The sequence below is a fragment of the Kitasatospora sp. NPDC004799 genome (genome assembly GCF_040609095.1).
GTDB lineage: Bacteria > Actinomycetota > Actinomycetes > Streptomycetales > Streptomycetaceae > Kitasatospora.
The window spans coordinates 1-18,263 of record NZ_JBEXJK010000063.1; the positions used below are offsets into that span (position 1 = coordinate 1).

An 18,263-nucleotide genomic window follows, 5' to 3' on the forward strand; every position below is an offset into this window, starting at 1 on the left:
CCGCCGTGCCGCTCGCGGTGCTCTGCCTGGTCACGCTCTCCCGGGCGGTCGCGGCGGGCAACGCCCGGATGCTCTCCAGCCGGCGCGGCAAGGACTTCGCGATCTTCGGCGGGCTGGCCTTCGCGCTGCTGGTCCAGGTCGCCAACGTCGGCTCGCAGAGCATCCTCGGCCGCCGGGGCGGGCCGATCGACCTCACCCCGCTGGAGCCGATCGCCTCGGTGCTGCGCTGGATCCCGCCGATCAGCGCGGCCGACGCGCCGCGCACGGCCGGCGAGGGCCGGTACGGCCTGGCGCTGCTCCAGCTCGCCGCCGCCGCGGTGCTGCTGGCGCTGCTGCTGCGCTGGTGGCGGCGGAGCCTGCAGGAGCTGATGGTGACCGCCGACTCCTCCACCCTGGAGGTGGCCCGCGGGGTGCAGAACTCGCGCGGCTGGGGCTTCCTGCCCCAGGGCCGGACCGGCGCGGTGATGCAGCGGCACCTGCGGTACGCCTGGCGCGAGCCGCGGGCCAAGGCGGCGCTGTTCACCAGCATCGGGATGACGCTGGTGATCTGCGTGCTGTCGATGGTCCAGGGCTGGGCGAGCGTCTACCTGCTGGCGATGACCGGGGTGTTCCTCGGGCTGCAGATGCTCAACCTGTTCGGCATGGACGGCTCGGCGTTCTGGATGGTCGCCGCCACCCTGCGCACCCCGGCCGACGCCCGGTCCGAGCTGCGCGGCCGGGCGTACGCGGTGCTGTCGTACGCCGTCCCGGTGACGGTGGTGCTCGGGCTGGTGCTGGCGGCCGTCACCGGGCGGTGGAGCGAGCTGCCGTCCGCGCTCGGCCTGGCGCTGACGCTGCTCGGCTGCGGGATCGCGCTGGGCTCGCTGTTCAGCGTGCTGGCGCCGTACACCATGCCGGCCGACAGCAACCCGATGCGCAACGCCGCCCCGGGGCAGGGCGGGCTGATCCTGCTCAACCAGTTCGGCTCGATGCTCGGCGTCACGCTGCTGGCACTGCCGGTCGGCGGCTACCTCGTCTGGGCGCTGCTCTCGGACGGGCCGAGCTGGCCGGTGCTGCTGATCGGGCCGCTGTACGGCGCCCTGGTCGCGGCGCTGGGCGTGCGGCTGGCGGCGGACCGGCTGCTGGAGCGCACCCCGGAGATCCTGGCCAAGGCCATCGAGCGCTGAGCCCGCCGGGTGGGCCGCCGGGTGGGGCCGCTCCGCTCCCCCGGCCGGTCCGCGCCGCCGCTCCGGCATCATGGGCAGGAGGCCGGACCGTCGAGGAGAGCAGGGACACACCGTGGGCGAGCGCGCGCAGCAGGCCGGGACCGCCGGGCCGCTGCTGGAGCAGGCGGTGCGGTCGGTGCTGACGGCCACCGAGGACGCACTGGACCTCGCCCTGGACACCGGGGCCTCGCTGCTGGCCGCCTCGGCCGGGCAGTGGCCGGAGGTCGGCCGGGCCCTGCTCGGGTACGCGGACACCGCCGTCGGTCGCTGCTGGTCCGCCGGATGGCGGCCGGCCGACCTGGTCCGGGTGGTGCGGCGCGAGCTGAAGCCCGTCCACCTGGCCCTCGCGGTGGACCTGATCGCCGCCGAGGGCCGCCGCCACCCCGCGGCCGCCCTGGACCGGCGCTGGCGGGAGCAGCTGCGCGAGCTGGAGGCCGAGGTGTGGTGGTCCGGCGACGAGGAGTACCTCGGCGCCTTCGCCCACCGGCACCGGCTGGACCGCTTCGCGCTCGCCACCGCCGCCCTGGAGCTGCTGCGCACCTGGGGCCGGCTGCCGCCGATCGCCCCGGTGGGGCCCGCCCCCGGGCAGGCCGTGCGGCCGCAGCGCTCGGCGCCGGTGACCGGCGAGCCGCGGATGCTGGCGCGGATCCGGGCGCTGCTGGCCAAGGCCGAGTCCACCGAGTACCCGGAGGAGGCCGAGGCGCTGACCGCCAAGGCCCAGCAGCTGATGGCCCAGCACAGCATCGACGACGCGCTGCTGGCCGCGGCCGGCGCCGACCGCGACACCCCGGCGGCGCTGCGGATCGGGGTGGACAACCCGTACGAGGGCCCCAAGACGATGCTGCTGGACGCGGTCGCGGCGGCCAACCGGTGCCGGGTGGTGTGGGCGAAGGAGTTCGGCTTCTGCACCGTGGTCGGCTTCGACGGCGACCTGGACGGCGTCGAGCTGCTCTACACCTCGCTGCTGGTGCAGGCCACCCACGCGCTCAACAAGGCGGGCTCCCGCAAGGACTCGCGCAGCAAGGCGTTCCGGCAGTCCTTCCTGGTCGCGTACGCGGCGCGGATCCGGGAGCGGCTGACCGCCGCGACCGAGCGCGCCACCAGCGCCGCCGCGGCCGGGCGGCACCTGCGCGAGGACGGCACCGAGGAGCAGCTGCTGCCGGACGGGCGGCTGCTGCCCGCGCTCGCCGCCCGCTCCGAGGCGGTGGACGAGGAGGTCGGCCGGCTGTTCCCGAAGCTGGTCTCGCAGCGGGTGCGGGTCAGCGACGGCGTGGGCTGGGCGGCCGGACGCGCCGCCGCCGACCGGGCCGCGCTGCACGGGCGGGCCGGGGCGATCCGCCGGTAGGGCGGCCCGACCCGCTCCCCACCTGCCCCGCCCTGCCCCGCCCGACCCGCGCAAGATCCACAAGAGCCGCCCCGCTCCCCGGGGGACCTGATAGAACGTAGTCCGCCACGAACGAAGGGGGACTCGACGTGACGGAACCGGCGGCGGAGTCGGGATACCGGGACCGGGTGCGCGGAGCGCTGCTCGGCGGAGCGATCGGCGATGCGCTGGGCTGGCCGGTGGAGTTCCAGCAGCTCCACCAGATCCAGGACCGGTACGGGCCGCAGGGCGTGACCACGCTGCCGACCGGGCCCGGGCCGGTCGAGGTGACCGACGACACCCAGATGACGCTGTTCACCGCCGAGGGCCTGATCCGCGGCTTCGTCCGCGGCTGGACGGGCGGCGGCGGCTCGGTGCCGGAGGCCGTCCACGGCGCCTACCGGCGCTGGCTGCGGACCCAGTACCAGGGCGCGCCGGACGCCGGACCGCAGCCCCGCCCGTACGACGGCTGGCTGCTGAGCCGGCCCTTCCTGTACGCGCGGCGGGCGCCGGGCAACGCCTGTCTGAGCGGGGTGTCCGAGCACCCGGTGTTCGAGGCGCCGTCCGCGATCGGGCTGACCGGGCCGATCAACCCGGGCTCCAAGGGCTGCGGCACGGTGATGCGCTCGGCGCCGTTCGGGCTGGCCCGGCTGGGCGTCGAGCAGTCCTTCGGGCTGGCGGTGCAGTGCGCCCAGCTCACCCACGGCCACCCGACCGGCTACCTCGCGGCGGGGGCCTTCGCGGCGCTGGTCGAGCGGCTCGCGGACGGCACCGAGCCCTGGGCGGCGGTCGGCGAGACGGTGGAGCAGATCCGCGAGCTGCCCAGCTCCAAGGAGACCGTCCAGGCGCTGGCCCGGGCGGTGCGGCTGGCCCAGGAGGCCGAGCCGGCGGCCGAGACGGTGGAGCGGGTCGGGCTCGGCTGGGTCGCCGAGGAGTGCCTGGCCGTCGCGGTGTACTCGCTGCTGGCCGCCACCCTGGACCCCGACCCGGTGCGCACCGCGCTGCTGCTGTCGGTGAACCACTCCGGGGACAGCGACTCGACCGGCGCGGTCTGCGGCAACCTGGTCGGGGCCGCGTACGGCGCCGCGGCGCTGCCCGCCGACTGGGCCGGGGCGGTCGAGGGCCGGACGGAGCTGCGGCAGGTCGCGGACGACCTGCTGGTGCTGTTCGGCAGCCGCGACCCGCTGCACCCGGGGCTCGGCGGGCGCTACCCGGCCTGGTAGGCCAGGCCGGTGGGCCCGGTGGCCCGCGCTACCGGGCCTGCGGGTCGGTGACCTGCCCGAGGAACAGCGGCCGCCCGCCCGAGGTGTCCCGGATCAGGAACAGGAACGGTCGGTCGATGTGCAGCTGGGCCTGCTGCTGCGGGGCGGGCGCCGCCGCGGCCATCCCGACACCGCTGCCGGCCGCCGCGACCGTGCCCTCCTCGTCGACCTCGATGGTGGCCTTCTGCACCACGGTGCTGACCGCGAGCGGCTCCTTCGTGATGCCGCTGAGGTCCGCGCCGTCGAAGACCGTGCGGACGCCGAGCGAGCGCAGCGCCGACGTGAGCTCGTTGGACGTGTCGAAGTGGAAGCGCGGCAGCTGGAGGTCGACGGGCTGCTCGGCGAGGGCGCCGAGGATCCGGTCGAGCTGGGGCTGGTCCAACCCCTTGGCGAAGGCCTCGAAGCCGCCCTGCGCGGGGACGATCAGGTCCATCACCACGGTGCCGCCCGCGTAAGGGAGTTCGACGGCCTGCCAGGGTTCGCCGACGATCCCGCCGGAGCCCTCGGCGTACCTGAACTCGCCGGTCCGGCTCATCAGCGGGACGGACGGGGTCGAGCCGTCGAGCTTGTGGAACGGGCGGTCGGCGGTGTGCGCGGGCTTGAACGCGGTGGCCCACTTCGCCTTGAGGTAGAGCGCGTCGGTGAGGACCATCCGGGTGGACGCGCTGATCGCGTTCGGCGCGAAGAGGTCCTTGATCCGGCCCTCGGTGGCCTTCTCCACGGCCGCGTTGACGGCCTTGCGGGAGCCTTCCGGGTCCTTGCCGAAGTCGGTGGTGTGCACGCCGGCGCCGAAGGCGGCGGCGATGGCGGCCAGGTAGTCCGGTGAGACGGCCAGGCCCTGCTGCGCCCAGACCTCGTCGCTCTGCCGCAGGGTGAGCCCGTCGGCGGTCGGCACCGGGCGGTTCAGCGCGCCGGTGGCGAGGGCGTACCGCTTCGGGTCAAGGTCGGTGTGCAGGGCCTTGGTCAGCTCCTCGGCGGTCGCGCCGCGGGCGCCGGGCAGCAGCATGGCGAGCACGGTGGCCAGGCCGTTCGGGGAGACCACCAGGTTGCGCCCGGCGTCCTCCGGCCTCGCGGTGAGGGCGTGCAGGAGGTCCAGCCCGAAGGAGTCGGTGGCCTTCGCGGTGGCGGCCACCTGGGCCGGATCGACCGCGGGCCGCGTGGCCGGCGTGGGGGCCTTCAACTCCGTGCCGGCGGCGGCCCCGCCGCTGCCGCACCCGGCGAGCAGCGGCGCGGCGAGCGCGGCTGCGAGCAGGAGCGCCCCCGGCCGGCGGACGGTACGACGGGTTGCGGTGCTGCGGTTCGTCATGGCCCTTCGACGCACCACCCCACCCCCCGGTTCCGCCCACCCGCCGCCCCACCCCGACTCAGTCCCAGAGCGCCCCCGTCGCCTTGCCCACGGCCCTCTCCCCCTCTGTTACGCCTCGACCAGCAGTTCCTTGAGTCCGCGGATCACGTAGCCCGGGTTCCACTCGGGCTCGCGGACCAGCCGCAGGCCCGGGGCCCGGCGCAGCAGGGTGCCGTAGGACTCGGTGAGCTCCAGTCTGGCAAGGGGGGCGCCGAGGCAGAAGTGGATTCCGGCGCCGAAGGTGATGTGCGGGTTGTCGGTGCGGCCGAGGTCGAGGCGGTCCGGGTCGGCGAAGCGCTCGGGGTCGCGGTTGGCGGAGCCGAAGAGCAGGGCGATCTCGGCGCCGCGCGGGATGGTGACGCCGCCGACCTCGATGTCCTCCAGCACCCAGCGCTCGAACATCTGCAGCGGGGTGTCCCAGCGCATCAGCTCCTCGACGGCGGTGGGCAGCAGCTCGTCCACCGAGCCGCGCAACCGGGCGAGCTCGCCGGGGTTGCGGAACAGCGCCCACCAGCCGTTGCCGGTGGTGTTGACGGTCGCCTCGTGGCCGGCGTTGAGCAGCAGCACGCAGGTGGAGATCATCTCCTGCTCGCTGAGCGCGTCGGAGCCCTCCTGGGCCTGGATCAGCGCGCTGATCAGGTCCGTCCCCGGGTTCGCCCGGCGCTCGCGGATCAGGGCGCGCAGGTAGTCGGAGAACTCGACGCTCGCGGTGACGGCCCGGCGGGCGGCCTCCTCGGTCGGGTTGAGCTCGAACATCCCGGTGATGTCGGAGGACCACGGCCGCAGCAGGTGCCGGTCGCCCTCCGGCACCCCGAGCATCTCGGCGATCACGGCGACCGGCAGCGGCTCGGCGACGGTGGCGATCAGGTCCCCGCCGCCGGCCGCGAGCAGCTCGTCGACCAGCTCGCCGGCCAGCCGCCGCACGGTGGGGCGCAGGCCCTCGACCATGCGCGGGGTGAAGGCCTTGGAGACCAACCGGCGCAGCCGGGTGTGGTCCGGCCCTTCGAGGTCCAGCAGCCCGTGGTCGTTCAGGGTGTGGAAGGGCTCGTGCGCCGAATCGGGCTCCGAGCGGCCGAACTCCGCGTGACTGAAGCGGTGGGTGTAGGTGCGGCCCAGCCGCCGGTCCCGCAGCAGCGCGCTGACGTCCTCGTGGCGCGAGACCAGCCACTGGTTCGTCGGCTCGAAGTACGTCACCGGCGCGTGCTCGCGCAGCTCGGCGTACGCGTCGTACGGGTGGGCCACGAACGCCGCCGACCAGGGGTCGAACTTCGCCGTCGTCGTCATCGATCGATCACTCCAGGCCAGGGAGGGGGGAAGCCGGAAGGATCATCGTACGCACGCGGTGCGTCCACGAACACGGCCCTTCCGGCCCTGCTCAGGCCCGCTCCAGCACCAGTCGCCGCACCAGCTTCGGCAGCGCCTGCGAGATCGGCTCCCGGATCACCTCGGCCGCGGCCTCGTCGTACGGCGTCGGCTCGCCGTTCACGATGATCAGCTCCGCCCCGGCCTTCACCGCGTTGAACGGCAGCGCCGCCACCGGGAACACCTGGAGGCTGGTGCCGACGGCGATGAAGACGTCGCAGGCCCGGACGATCGCGTCGGCCTGCCCGAGCACCTCCGGGTCCAGGTTCTCGCCGAACATCACGATGCGGGGCTTGAGGATCCCCCCGCACTCCCGGCACGCCGGGTCCGGCTCGCCCGCCTCGATCCGCGCCAGCGCGTCCGCCATCGTCCCGACCACCCGGCAGCGCAGGCACTGCGTCTCCCGGGTGTTGCCGTGCAGTTCGAGCACCTTGCGGGCGGACAGCCCGGACTCCTGGTGCAGCCCGTCGATGTTCTGGGTGAGCACCCGCAGCGGCAGCCCGGAGCGCTCCAGGTCGACCAGCGCCCGGTGCCCGGCGTTCGGCACGGGGGCGAGCGCGCCCGTCTCCAGCCGCATCCGCCAGGCCCGCCGCCGGACCTCCGGATCGTTCCGGTACGGCCCGATGGTGACCAGCTGCTCCGCCGACGGGTCCTTCTGCCACAGCCCCTGCGGGCCGCGGTAGTCGGGGATGCCGGAGTCCGTCGAGATGCCCGCGCCGGTGAGCACGGCGATCAGGGGGCGCTTCGCGTTCATACCCCGGACGGTACGGCCGGCGGCCTGCCCGCGGCCACCGAAAATCCGACCGCGCGGGCCGAGCGGGCAGCGGAACGCCGAAGGGCCCGGAGGCTGATTGCCTCCGGGCCCTTCGTCTGAGTAGCGGGGACAGGATTTGAACCTGCGACCTCTGGGTTATGAGCCCAGCGAGCTACCGAGCTGCTCCACCCCGCGTCGGTGAACCCGACTCTACGCGACTTCGGCCGGATCTCCTAACCGGTTCCCCGGCGCCCCCCGCGGAACGCCGCAGGGCGGCCACCCCCGGAGGGGTGACCGCCCTGCGGTCGGTGCTACGCGACTCAGCCGGTGTACGGGCCGTAGTCGTAGTCGTCCAGCGGGACCGCCTGGCCGGAGCCGGCGCCGAAGGGCGACAGGTCGTAGTCGTCGTAGCCGACGGCCGAGTACATCGCGGCCTTGGCCTCCTCGGTCGGCTCGACCCGGATGTTGCGGTAGCGGGGCAGACCCGTACCGGCCGGGATGAGCTTACCGAGGATGACGTTCTCCTTGAGGCCCAGCAGCGGGTCCGACTTGGCGTGGATCGCCGCGTCGGTGAGGACCCGGGTCGTCTCCTGGAAGGAGGCGGCCGACAGCCAGGACTCGGTGGCCAGCGAGGCCTTGGTGATACCCATCAGCTGCGGACGGCCGGAGGCGGGGTGACCGCCCTCGGCGACGACGCGGCGGTTCTCCTGCTCGAAGCGGCCGCGCTCGACCAGCTCGCCGGGCAGCAGCTCGGCGTCGCCCGACTCGATGATCGTCACGCGGCGGAGCATCTGCCGGATGATGATCTCGATGTGCTTGTCGTGGATCGACACACCCTGCGAGTTGTAGACCTTCTGGACCTCGGCGACCAGGTGGACCTGGACGGCACGCTGGCCCATGATGCGCAGGACGTCGTGCGGGTTGGTGGCACCCATGGTCAGCTTCTGGCCGACCTCGACCGCCTCGCCCTCGCTGACCAGCAGCTTCACACGCTTCGAGACCGGGTAGGCGATCTCGTCGGTGCCGTCGTCCGGCGTGACGACCAGCTTGCGGGTCTTCTCGGTGTCCTCGATGCGGACCCGGCCCTGCGCCTCCGAGATCGGGGCCACACCCTTGGGGGTACGGGCCTCGAAGAGCTCGACGACACGCGGCAGACCCTGGGTGATGTCGTCACCGGCCACACCACCGGTGTGGAAGGTACGCATGGTCAGCTGGGTACCGGGCTCACCGATGGACTGGGCGGCGATGATGCCGACCGCCTCACCGATGTCGACCAGCTTGCCGGTGGCCAGCGAGCGCCCGTAGCACATGGCACAGGTGCCGACGGCCGACTCACAGGTCAGGATCGAGCGGGTCTTGACCTCGCTGATGCCGTGGCGGATCAGCTCGTCGATCAGGACGTCGCCGAGGTCGGTGTTCGCGGTGGCCAGCAGCTTGCCGTCCACCGTGATGTCCTCGGCCAGCATGCGGGCGTAGACGCTGGTCTCGACGTCGTCGGCCTTGCGCAGCACGCCGTCCGCACCCACGGAGCCGATCGCCAGCTTCAGGCCGCGCTCGGTGCCGCAGTCCTCCTCGCGGATGATGACGTCCTGGGAGACGTCGACCAGACGACGGGTGAGGTAACCGGAGTCGGCGGTACGGAGGGCGGTGTCGGCCAGACCCTTACGGGCACCGTGGGTGGAGATGAAGTACTCCAGCACGGACAGACCCTCACGGAACGACGCCTTGATGGGTCGCGGGATGGTCTCGTTCTTGGCGTTCGACACCAGACCACGCATACCGGCGATCTGGCGCATCTGCATCATGTTTCCACGAGCACCCGAGTCGACCATCATGAAGATGGGGTTCGTCTTCGGGAAGTTCGCGGCCATGGCGTCCGCGACCTCGTTGGTCGCCTGGGTCCAGATGCCGACGAGTTCCTGCTTGCGCTCGTCGTTGGTGATCAGACCGCGCTCGTACTGCTTCTGGACCTTCTCCGCCTTGGCCTCGAAGCCCTCCAGGATCTGGGGCTTGCTCGGCGGGACGATGACGTCCGAGATCGAGACGGTGACACCCGAGCGGGTCGACCAGTGGAAGCCGGCCGCCTTCAGGTTGTCCAGGGTCGCCGCGACGGTGACCTTGGGGTAGCGCTCCGCCAGGTCGTTGACGATCGCGGAGAGCTGCTTCTTGCCCACCTCGTAGTCGACGAACGGGTAGTCCTCGGGCAGCAGCTCGTTGAAGAGCGCGCGGCCCAGGGTGGTGGTCAGGCGGAACGGCTCGCCGTCGAACCAGGTCGACTGGCCGTCCTCGTCCACCGGGGCGGTCCAGCCGCGCGGCGGGACGGTGCCGGCCGGCAGGCGCAGCTCGATCGGGGCCTGGACGTCCAGGTCGCGGGCGTCGAAGGCCATGATCGCCTCGGCGGTCGACGAGAAGGTGCGGCCGGCGCCCTTCACGTTCTCGCGGTCCGAGGTCAGGAAGAACAGACCGAGCACCATGTCCTGGGTCGGCATGGTGACGGGGCGACCGTCGGCCGGCTTCAGGATGTTGTTCGAGGACAGCATCAGGATGCGGGCCTCGGCCTGCGCCTCCGCGGAGAGCGGCAGGTGGACGGCCATCTGGTCACCGTCGAAGTCCGCGTTGAACGCGGTGCAGACGAGCGGGTGGATCTGGATGGCCTTGCCCTCGACCAGCTGCGGCTCGAAGGCCTGGATGCCGAGGCGGTGCAGGGTGGGCGCACGGTTCAGCAGGACCGGGTGCTCGGCGATGACCTCTTCGAGCACGTCCCACACGACCGGACGGGCGCGCTCGACCATGCGCTTGGCCGACTTGATGTTCTGCGCGTGGTTCAGGTCGACCAGGCGCTTCATCACGAACGGCTTGAAGAGCTCCAGCGCCATGGCCTTCGGCAGACCGCACTGGTGCAGCTTGAGCTGCGGGCCGACGACGATGACCGAACGGGCCGAGTAGTCGACGCGCTTGCCGAGCAGGTTCTGACGGAAACGACCCTGCTTGCCCTTCAGCATGTCGCTGAGGGACTTCAGCGGGCGGTTGCCCGGGCCGGTGACCGGACGGCCGCGGCGGCCGTTGTCGAACAGCGCGTCGACGGCCTCCTGGAGCATGCGCTTCTCGTTGTTCACGATGATCTCGGGGGCACCGAGGTCGAGCAGGCGCTTCAGGCGGTTGTTGCGGTTGATGACGCGGCGGTACAGGTCGTTCAGGTCGGAGGTCGCGAAGCGGCCACCGTCCAGCTGCACCATCGGACGCAGGTCCGGCGGGATGACCGGGACGCAGTCCAGCACCATGCCGTTGGGCTTGTTGGTGGTCTGCAGGAACGCGGAGACGACCTTGAGGCGCTTGAGCGCACGGGTCTTCTTCTGGCCCTTGCCGGTGCGGATGATCTCGCGCAGGCGCTCGGACTCCTCCGCCAGGTCGAAGGTCTCCAGGCGGTCCTTGAGGGCCGCCGCGCCCATCGAGCCGGAGAAGTAGGTGCCGAAGCGGTCGCGCAGCTCGCGGTAGAGCAGCTCGTCGCCCTCGAGGTCCTGGACCTTGAGGTTCTTGAAGCGGGCCCAGACCTCGTCCAGACGGTCCAGCTCGCGCTGCGCGCGGTCGCGCAGCTGCTTCATCTCGCGCTCGGCGCCCTCGCGCACCTTGCGGCGCACGTCGGCCTTGGCGCCCTCGGCCTCCAGCTCGGCCAGGTCGGTCTCGGCCTTCTTGGCGCGGGCCTCGAGGTCGGAGTCGCGGCGGTTCTCGATCTGCTGGCGCTCGACCGAGACGTGCGCCTCCAGGGACGGGAGGTCGCGCTGGCGGCGCTCGTCGTCGACCCAGGTGATCATGTAGGCGGCGAAGTAGATGACCTTCTCGAGGTCCTTCGGCGCCAGGTCGAGCAGGTAGCCGAGGCGGGACGGCACACCCTTGAAGTACCAGATGTGGGTGACCGGGGCGGCCAGCTCGATGTGGCCCATCCGCTCGCGGCGCACCTTGGCGCGGGTCACCTCGACGCCGCAGCGCTCGCAGATGATGCCCTTGAAGCGGACGCGCTTGTACTTACCGCAGTAGCACTCCCAGTCCCGGGTGGGGCCGAAGATCTTCTCGCAGAAGAGCCCGTCCTTTTCCGGCTTCAGGGTGCGGTAGTTGATGGTCTCCGGCTTCTTGACCTCGCCGTGGGACCACTGGCGGATGTCGTCGGCGGTGGCCAGGCCGATGCGGAGCTCGTCGAAGAAGTTGACGTCAAGCACTGGTCGTCAAGCCCTCTTTCGTAAGTCGAGAGTCGTTCATGTGGTCTGAGGGGGGCCTGGGGGCGGGCCGGCCGCTGCTGCGGCCGGCCCAACCTCCGTCAGACCTCTTCGACGCTGCTCGGCTCGCGCCGGGACAGGTCGATGCCGAGCTCCTCGGCGGCGCGGAACACGTCCTCGTCGGAGTCCCGCATCTCGATGGACTGGCCGTCCGAGGACAGCACCTCCACGTTGAGGCAGAGCGACTGCATTTCCTTGATGAGGACCTTGAAGGACTCGGGAATGCCGGGCTCGGGGATGTTCTCGCCCTTGACGATGGCCTCGTAGACCTTGACTCGGCCGAGGACGTCGTCGGACTTGATGGTGAGCAGCTCCTGGAGCGCGTAGGCCGCGCCGTACGCCTCGAGGGCCCACACCTCCATCTCACCGAAGCGCTGACCACCGAACTGCGCCTTACCACCGAGCGGCTGCTGGGTGATCATCGAGTACGGACCGGTCGAACGGGCGTGCAGCTTGTCGTCGACCAGGTGGTGCAGCTTGAGGATGTACATGTAGCCGACCGAGATCGGCATCGGGAACGGCTCGCCGGAGCGGCCGTCGAACAGCCGGGCCTTGCCGGTGGAGTTCACCAGGCGCTCACCGTCACGGGTGAGGGTGGTGTTGTCCAGCAGGCCGGTGATCTCGTCCTCGCGGGCGCCGTCGAAGACCGGGGTGGCCAGGTTGGTGCCGCCCTCGACCTTGTCCGCGCCGATCGCCTGCAGGCGCTGGGCCCACTCGTCGGCGAGGCCGGAGACGTCCCAGCCCTGCTGGGCGAGCCAGCCGAGGTGGATCTCCAGGACCTGTCCCGGGTTCATTCGGGACGGGACACCCAGCGGGTTGAGGATGATGTCGACCGGGGTGCCGTCCTCCAGGAACGGCATGTCCTCGACCGGCAGGATCTTGGAGATGACGCCCTTGTTGCCGTGACGGCCGGCGAGCTTGTCACCGTTGGTGATCTTGCGCTTCTGGGCCACGTAGACGCGGACCAGCTGGTTGACACCCGGGGGAAGCTCGTCGCCCTCCTCGCGGTCGAACACGCGCACGCCGATGACCTTGCCGGACTCACCGTGCGGGACCTTCAGCGAGGTGTCGCGGACCTCACGGGCCTTCTCGCCGAAGATCGCGCGGAGCAGGCGCTCCTCGGGGGTCAGCTCGGTCTCACCCTTCGGGGTGACCTTGCCGACCAGGATGTCGCCGGTGACGACGTCCGCGCCGATGCGGATGATGCCGCGCTCGTCGAGGTCGGCCAGGACCTCCTCGGAGACGTTCGGGATGTCCCGGGTGATCTCCTCGGGGCCGAGCTTGGTGTCACGGGCGTCGACCTCGTGCTCCTCGATGTGGATCGAGGAGAGGACGTCGTCCTGGACGAGGCGCTGCGACAGGATGATCGCGTCCTCGTAGTTGTGACCCTCCCACGACATGAACGCCACGAGCAGGTTCTTGCCGAGGGCCATCTCGCCCTCGTCGGTGCACGGGCCGTCGGCCAGCACCTGGCCGGACTCGACCCGGGCGCCCTCGTCCACGAGCACCTTCTGGTTGAAGGAGGTGCCCTGGTTGGAGCGGGTGAACTTGGCGGCGCGGTACGTGGTGTACGTGCCGTCGTCGTTCGCCACGGTGACGTAGTCGGCCGAGACCTCCTGGACGACACCGGCCTTCTCGGCGGTGATGACGTCCGCGGCGTCGACGGCGCAGCGGTACTCCATGCCGGTACCGACCAGCGGAGCCTCGCTCTTCAGCAGCGGCACCGCCTGGCGCATCATGTTCGAGCCCATGAGCGCGCGGTTGGCGTCGTCGTGCTCGAGGAACGGGATCATGGCGGTCGCGACCGACACCATCTGGCGCGGCGAGACGTCCATGTAGTCGATCTCGGTGCCCGGGATGTAGTCGATCTCGCCGCCACGGCGGCGGACCAGGACGCGCGGCTCGGCGAAGTGCAGGTCCGCGGTCAGCGGCGCGTTCGCCTGGGCGATGACGTAGCGGTCCTCCTCGTCGGCGGTCAGGTAGTCGACCTGCTCGGTGACCACACCGTCGACGACCTTGCGGTACGGCGTCTCGATGAAGCCGAACGCGTTGACCCGGCCGTACGAGGCCAGCGAGCCGATCAGACCGATGTTCGGGCCTTCGGGGGTCTCGATCGGACACATGCGGCCGTAGTGCGAGGGGTGCACGTCACGGACCTCGAAGCCGGCCCGCTCACGGGACAGACCACCGGGGCCCAGCGCGGACAGACGGCGCTTGTGGGTCAGGCCCGACAGCGGGTTCGTCTGGTCCATGAACTGCGACAGCTGGCTGGTGCCGAAGAACTCCTTGATGGAGGCGACGACCGGCCGGATGTTGATCAGGGTCTGCGGCGTGATCGCCTCGACGTCCTGGGTGGTCATGCGCTCGCGCACGACGCGCTCCATACGGGCGAGACCCGTACGGACCTGGTTCTGGATGAGCTCGCCGACGTTGCGCAGGCGGCGGTTGCCGAAGTGGTCGATGTCGTCGACCTCGACCACGATGTCGCGGCCCTCGTCGTCACGCCACTCGGTCTCGCCCGCGTGCAGCTTCACCAGGTACTTGATCGCACCGATGATGTCGGGCTCGGTGAGCACGCCGGAGTCCAGCGACTCGGCGTTGCCCAGCTTGCGGTTGACCTTGTAACGGCCGACCTTCGCGAGGTCGTAGCGCTTCGGGTTGAAGTAGAGGTTCTCCAGAAGCGTCTGCGCGGCCTCGCGCGTGGGCGGCTCGCCCGGGCGCAGCTTGCGGTAGATGTCCAGCAGCGCGTCGTCCTGGCCCTGGGTGTGGTCCTTCTCCAGGGTGGCGCGCATCGACTCGTACTCGCCGAACTCCTCGAGAATCATCTCGTTGGTCCAGCCGAGCGCCTTGAGCAGCACGGTGACGGACTGCTTGCGCTTGCGGTCGATGCGGACGCCGACCATGTCGCGCTTGTCGATCTCCATCTCCAGCCAGGCACCACGCGAGGGGATGACCTTGCAGGAGTAGATGTCCTTGTCGGACACCTTGTCCAGGGTGGAGTCGAAGTACACACCCGGGGAGCGGACCAGCTGCGACACGACGACACGCTCGGTGCCGTTGATCACGAACGTGCCCTTGTGGGTCATGAGCGGGAAGTCGCCCATGAAGACCGTCTGAGACTTGATCTCACCGGTCTCATTGTTGGTGAACTCGGCCGTGACGAAGAGCGGGGCCGCGAACGTGAAGTCGCGGTCCTTGCACTCGTCAATGGAGTTCTTCGGCGGCTCGAAACGGTGGTCGCGGAAGGTCAGCGACATCGACCCACTGAAGTCCTCGATCGGGGAGATCTCCTCGAAGATCTCCTCCAGACCGGACTTGGTGGGGACGTCCTGACCACTCTCCAGCGCCTGCTCGACCCGGGCCTTCCAGGCCGCGTTGCCGAGCAGCCAGTCAAAGCTCTCGGTCTGCAGGGCCAGGAGGTTCGGGACCTCGAGGGGCTCCTTGATCTTCGCGAACGAGACGCGGAGCGGGGCGGTGGATGCGGCGGAATTGTTCGAGGCGTTGCGCGGCGCGGCCAAGAGGGGGGTCCTTCCGAGGGCTCGGAGCTCACTACGCGCGTACCAGCCGGGCCTGCATGGGCTTGGTGCCGCCTCCCTCGCCACTGGCCTCTGCCGGAGTCGAAACCCCAGGTCAGAGCCGCTTTGCGGAGGCGGTGCCAGACCCCTTCAGGGCAACGCAAACTCCGGGCGACGAGTCACGGAGCAGCTAACAGGCAGCGCAAAGGGACAGTGTAGCCAAAGGCGACACTGCTGTCCAGCTCTGATTCGGAGACCGAATCGGAGACTCCTCCCGGTAGCCGGCGAGCGCGGGCGCCCACCGGGTACTGCTCTAACTCACGTGGAGTCATTTCCCGCCGGAGCCACTGGTTATGCATCCAGCAGCGGACCAACCGGGCGGACTCGCGCCTTGAGAATCGCGCGCCGCGCCGGGTTCGTCAAGGGCCCGCCGGCGGTGCGGGCCTCGACCGGTCTATCGATTCCGGCCCCCTCGGCGTTACAGAAGCCGTGGTCGGGCCGCCCTCGACGACGGTGATCACCATACCCCTCGGGACGGACACTGCCGAGTGCGCCGTCGGCCACAACGGCGGTCCGTACCGGCCGGTCGGCGCAACGGCCCGGGAGCCGCCCCCGGGCCCCGGGAACGCGAAAAGGCCGGGCCGACCACCCGCAAGGGTGATCGGCCCGGCCTCAGGCGTCCTCAGCCCGCAAGGGGCGTGGAGGTACCTCCCAGCCGGCTACGGCTGGGGAGGAGTCACTTGACGGTGACCTTGGCGCCGGCACCCTCGAGGGCGGCCTTGGCCTTCTCGGCAACGTCCTTGGCAACCTTCTCCAGGACCTTGGCACCAGCGGTGTCAACGAGGTCCTTGGCCTCCTTCAGGCCGAGGGAGGTCAGGGTGCGCACCTCCTTGATGACCTGGATCTTCTTGTCGCCGGCGGCCTCGAGGATGACGTCGAACTCGTCCTGCTCCTCGGCAGCGGCCTCGGCGCCACCGGCGGCACCGGCAACGACGACGGCGGCGGCCGGGGCGGCGGCGGTGACGTCGAACTTCTCCTCGAAGGCCTTAACGAAGGCAGCGAGCTCGATGAGGGTGAGCTCCTCGAACTGCGCGAGCAGCTCGTCCTGGGTCAGCTTCGCCATGATGGCGTCCTTCCACTAAATCGGCAGGTGGTGCCGTATGTACGGGTTGGCGGGCGTACGGGCCCGCAGCGAGGCGTGAGCCTGCCGATTACTCGGCGGCGGCGTCCTCGGCGGCGGGAGCCGGCGTACCGGCACCGCCCTGCTCGACCTTGTCGCGCAGCGCGTCCACAGTGCGGACGAGCTTCGACGGCAGGGCCTGGAAGAGCGCGGCAGCCTGGGACTGCTTGGCCTTCAGGGCACCCGCCAGCTTGGCGAGCAGCACCTCGCGGGACTCGAGGTCCGCGAGCTTCTTGATCTCATCGGCGGACAGCGCCTTGCCGTCAAGGACACCGCCCTTGATGATGAGAGCGGGGTTCTCCTTGGCGAAGTCACGCAGAGCCTTCGCCGACTCCACCGGGTCACCGGTGACGAAGGCGACAGCCGTCGGACCGTTGAACAGGTCGTCGAGCTCCGTGATCCCGACCTCATTGGCCGCGATCTTGGTCAGCGTGTTCTTCACCACGGCGTACTCGGCGTTGTCGCCGAGCGAGCGACGCAGGGTCTTGACCTGCTTCACCGAGAGACCGCGGTACTCGGTCAGCAGCGCCGCGGAGGAGCCACGGAACTTGTCCGTGATCTCGGCAACGGCAGCAGCCTTGTCGGGCCTGGCCATAGGCTTACGCCTCCTTCCGTGATGTCGAAGTCCGGCCGACCGCGAAAGTCGACCATTCACGCCTCGAACCGACCGGACGGAAGGAAAGCTCCTGCGAAATGCAATGAGCCCCGGTGCGCAGGCGCACGGGGCTCGAAACGACCTCGACGGGCACTCCGCGCGAACGCGGACCCGGAAGTCGAAGCTCCAGACACACCTGCGCGGGCTGCCTGCGACGAATCGCAGATCCTTCGGCCACCCGCTCCCTGACGGGCGCGTGGCGACAACCAGCGGTCTTTGGCTTCGGCCAGAGTAGCCGGAGCCCTTCGCGAGGTGCAAATCGCCCTCGGACGGACCAGTGCCGGCCGGGCTCGCCCCCGTCGGGCCGGCGGCTCAGCGGGCCGACAGCTCAGTGGGCCGACAGCTCAGTGGGCCGGCGCCTCAGCGGATCGGCGCCTCAGCGGGCCAGCGGGGAGACCGTCCGGACCCCGGTGTCCACGGTGTCCGTCTCGGCCGGCGCCTGCGCCGAGAGCAGCGCCCCCGCGAGGTCGGTGTACAGCACCGAGTCGTCCGCCCGGCCGCTGTCCCCGCTGCCGGTGCGCTGGAGCCGGACCAGCTGGTCCTTGTCGTTGAGCCAGAGGTCCAGGGTGAGCGAGAGCGAGCCGCCGGGCGCGAGCGCGGCCCGCAGGCCGTCCCGGCGGGACTGGGTCAGCTGGGTCTGGGCGGCCGCGTACTTCTCGGCGGTGGTGGTGACCCGGTAGTGCTCGACGGTCGAGTCCTCGAACTTCTCCTCGCCGACGAAGACCGGCTCCGTCCCCTCGGCGGTGGCCGCGGTCAGCGCCTCGACCGGGTTCAGCAGGTCGATCAGCCCGGCGTACGGGATCTCCTTGTGGCCGTCCGCGTCCGGCGGGACGGTGAAGCGCTCCCAGTGCCTGCCACCCTGCCGGGCCGCGGTGGCGGCGTCCCCGCCCTGGTAGGCGACGGTGTCCACGACGATCAGCTGTTCGGCCTCGGCCGGGCTGGTGCGCTTGATCTGGAGCGCGGTCTTGGGCTGCCAGAACAGCGGGCCGGAGCCGGTGTCAGGGCCGAGCCGGTAGCTGACCTTGGCCCGGCGGGCGGTCTGCATGGCCAGCTGGGCGGAGAGCAGCACCCCGTGCGGCGAGCGGTCGGTCGGCTTGGCCTGGGCGCTCGGCGAGGCGGTGGACGGCGAGGCGCTGGTCGGGGTCGGGCTGCCGGACGGCGAGGCGGCCGTACCGCCGTCCCCGTCACCCCCGCCGCAGCCGCTCAGCCCGGTCGTCAGCAGGACGACGACGGCCACTGCCGCCAACCGCTGCCGTCCCGCCATCGTCCGTTCCCCTCTCGCCCGCCCCGTCCGACGACGGCCGCGCTCCGGCCACCTTCCCACCCCTCCCCGGCGCACCGGGCGGCGGCC

At 71.1% G+C, this 18,263-nt stretch carries 11 protein-coding genes and 1 tRNA gene; 3 read left to right on the forward strand and 9 right to left on the reverse strand.

Going from position 1 to position 18,263, the window contains the following annotated elements:
* The 3 genes from ABZW03_RS11330 to ABZW03_RS11340 form a co-directional block, all read left to right on the forward strand.
* Positions 1 to 1,166, forward strand: a 1,166-nt coding sequence (locus ABZW03_RS11330; RefSeq protein ID WP_355255024.1) for a transporter, incomplete at its 5' end; no start/stop codon positions are given.
* A 112-nt stretch (positions 1,167 to 1,278) separates the two neighbouring features.
* Positions 1,279 to 2,550 carry a DUF2786 domain-containing protein gene (locus ABZW03_RS11335; RefSeq protein ID WP_355255027.1) on the forward strand — a complete coding sequence of 424 codons (1,272 nt, stop codon included), beginning with the start codon at positions 1,279 to 1,281 and terminating at the stop codon, positions 2,548 to 2,550.
* A 128-nt stretch (positions 2,551 to 2,678) separates the two neighbouring features.
* Positions 2,679 to 3,791 (forward strand): ADP-ribosylglycohydrolase family protein, encoded by a 1,113-nt coding sequence (locus ABZW03_RS11340; protein ID WP_355255030.1) that lies wholly within the window; start codon positions 2,679 to 2,681, stop codon positions 3,789 to 3,791.
* A 28-nt stretch (positions 3,792 to 3,819) separates the two neighbouring features.
* Here the strand turns inward: ABZW03_RS11340 and ABZW03_RS11345 are convergent, their stop codons facing one another.
* The 9 genes from ABZW03_RS11345 to ABZW03_RS11385 form a co-directional block, all read right to left on the reverse strand.
* Complete coding sequence (locus tag ABZW03_RS11345; RefSeq protein ID WP_355255033.1) at positions 3,820 to 5,136, reverse strand: serpin family protein; 1,317 nt, start codon at positions 5,134 to 5,136, stop codon at positions 3,820 to 3,822.
* Positions 5,137 to 5,244: 108 nt separating this feature from the next.
* On the reverse strand, positions 5,245 to 6,459 hold the full coding sequence (locus ABZW03_RS11350) for a cytochrome P450 (protein ID WP_355255036.1): 1,215 nt from the start codon (positions 6,457 to 6,459) through the stop codon (positions 5,245 to 5,247).
* Between the two features lie 91 nt (positions 6,460 to 6,550).
* Positions 6,551 to 7,291, reverse strand: a complete 741-nt coding sequence (locus ABZW03_RS11355; RefSeq protein WP_355255039.1) for a Sir2 family NAD-dependent protein deacetylase — start codon at positions 7,289 to 7,291, stop codon at positions 6,551 to 6,553.
* 121 nt (positions 7,292 to 7,412) lie between these two features.
* Positions 7,413 to 7,486, reverse strand: a tRNA-Met gene (locus ABZW03_RS11360).
* Positions 7,487 to 7,611: 125 nt separating this feature from the next.
* On the reverse strand, positions 7,612 to 11,505 hold the full coding sequence (locus tag ABZW03_RS11365; protein ID WP_355255042.1) for a DNA-directed RNA polymerase subunit beta': 3,894 nt from the start codon (positions 11,503 to 11,505) through the stop codon (positions 7,612 to 7,614).
* 98 nt (positions 11,506 to 11,603) lie between these two features.
* Positions 11,604 to 15,080, reverse strand: a complete 3,477-nt coding sequence (gene rpoB, locus ABZW03_RS11370; protein ID WP_355255045.1) for a DNA-directed RNA polymerase subunit beta — start codon at positions 15,078 to 15,080, stop codon at positions 11,604 to 11,606.
* A 733-nt stretch (positions 15,081 to 15,813) separates the two neighbouring features.
* The gene (gene rplL, locus ABZW03_RS11375; RefSeq protein ID WP_355255048.1) at positions 15,814 to 16,200 is read right to left on the reverse strand and encodes a 50S ribosomal protein L7/L12; all 387 of its coding nucleotides are present in this window, start codon (positions 16,198 to 16,200) and stop codon (positions 15,814 to 15,816) included.
* Positions 16,201 to 16,288: 88 nt separating this feature from the next.
* Positions 16,289 to 16,852, reverse strand: a complete 564-nt coding sequence (gene rplJ, locus ABZW03_RS11380; RefSeq protein ID WP_045693068.1) for a 50S ribosomal protein L10 — start codon at positions 16,850 to 16,852, stop codon at positions 16,289 to 16,291.
* Between the two features lie 436 nt (positions 16,853 to 17,288).
* Entirely contained in the window at positions 17,289 to 18,176 is an 888-nt protein-coding gene (locus ABZW03_RS11385) for a hypothetical protein (protein ID WP_355255051.1), read from the reverse strand.
* Between the last annotated feature and the right edge of the window lie 87 nt (positions 18,177 to 18,263).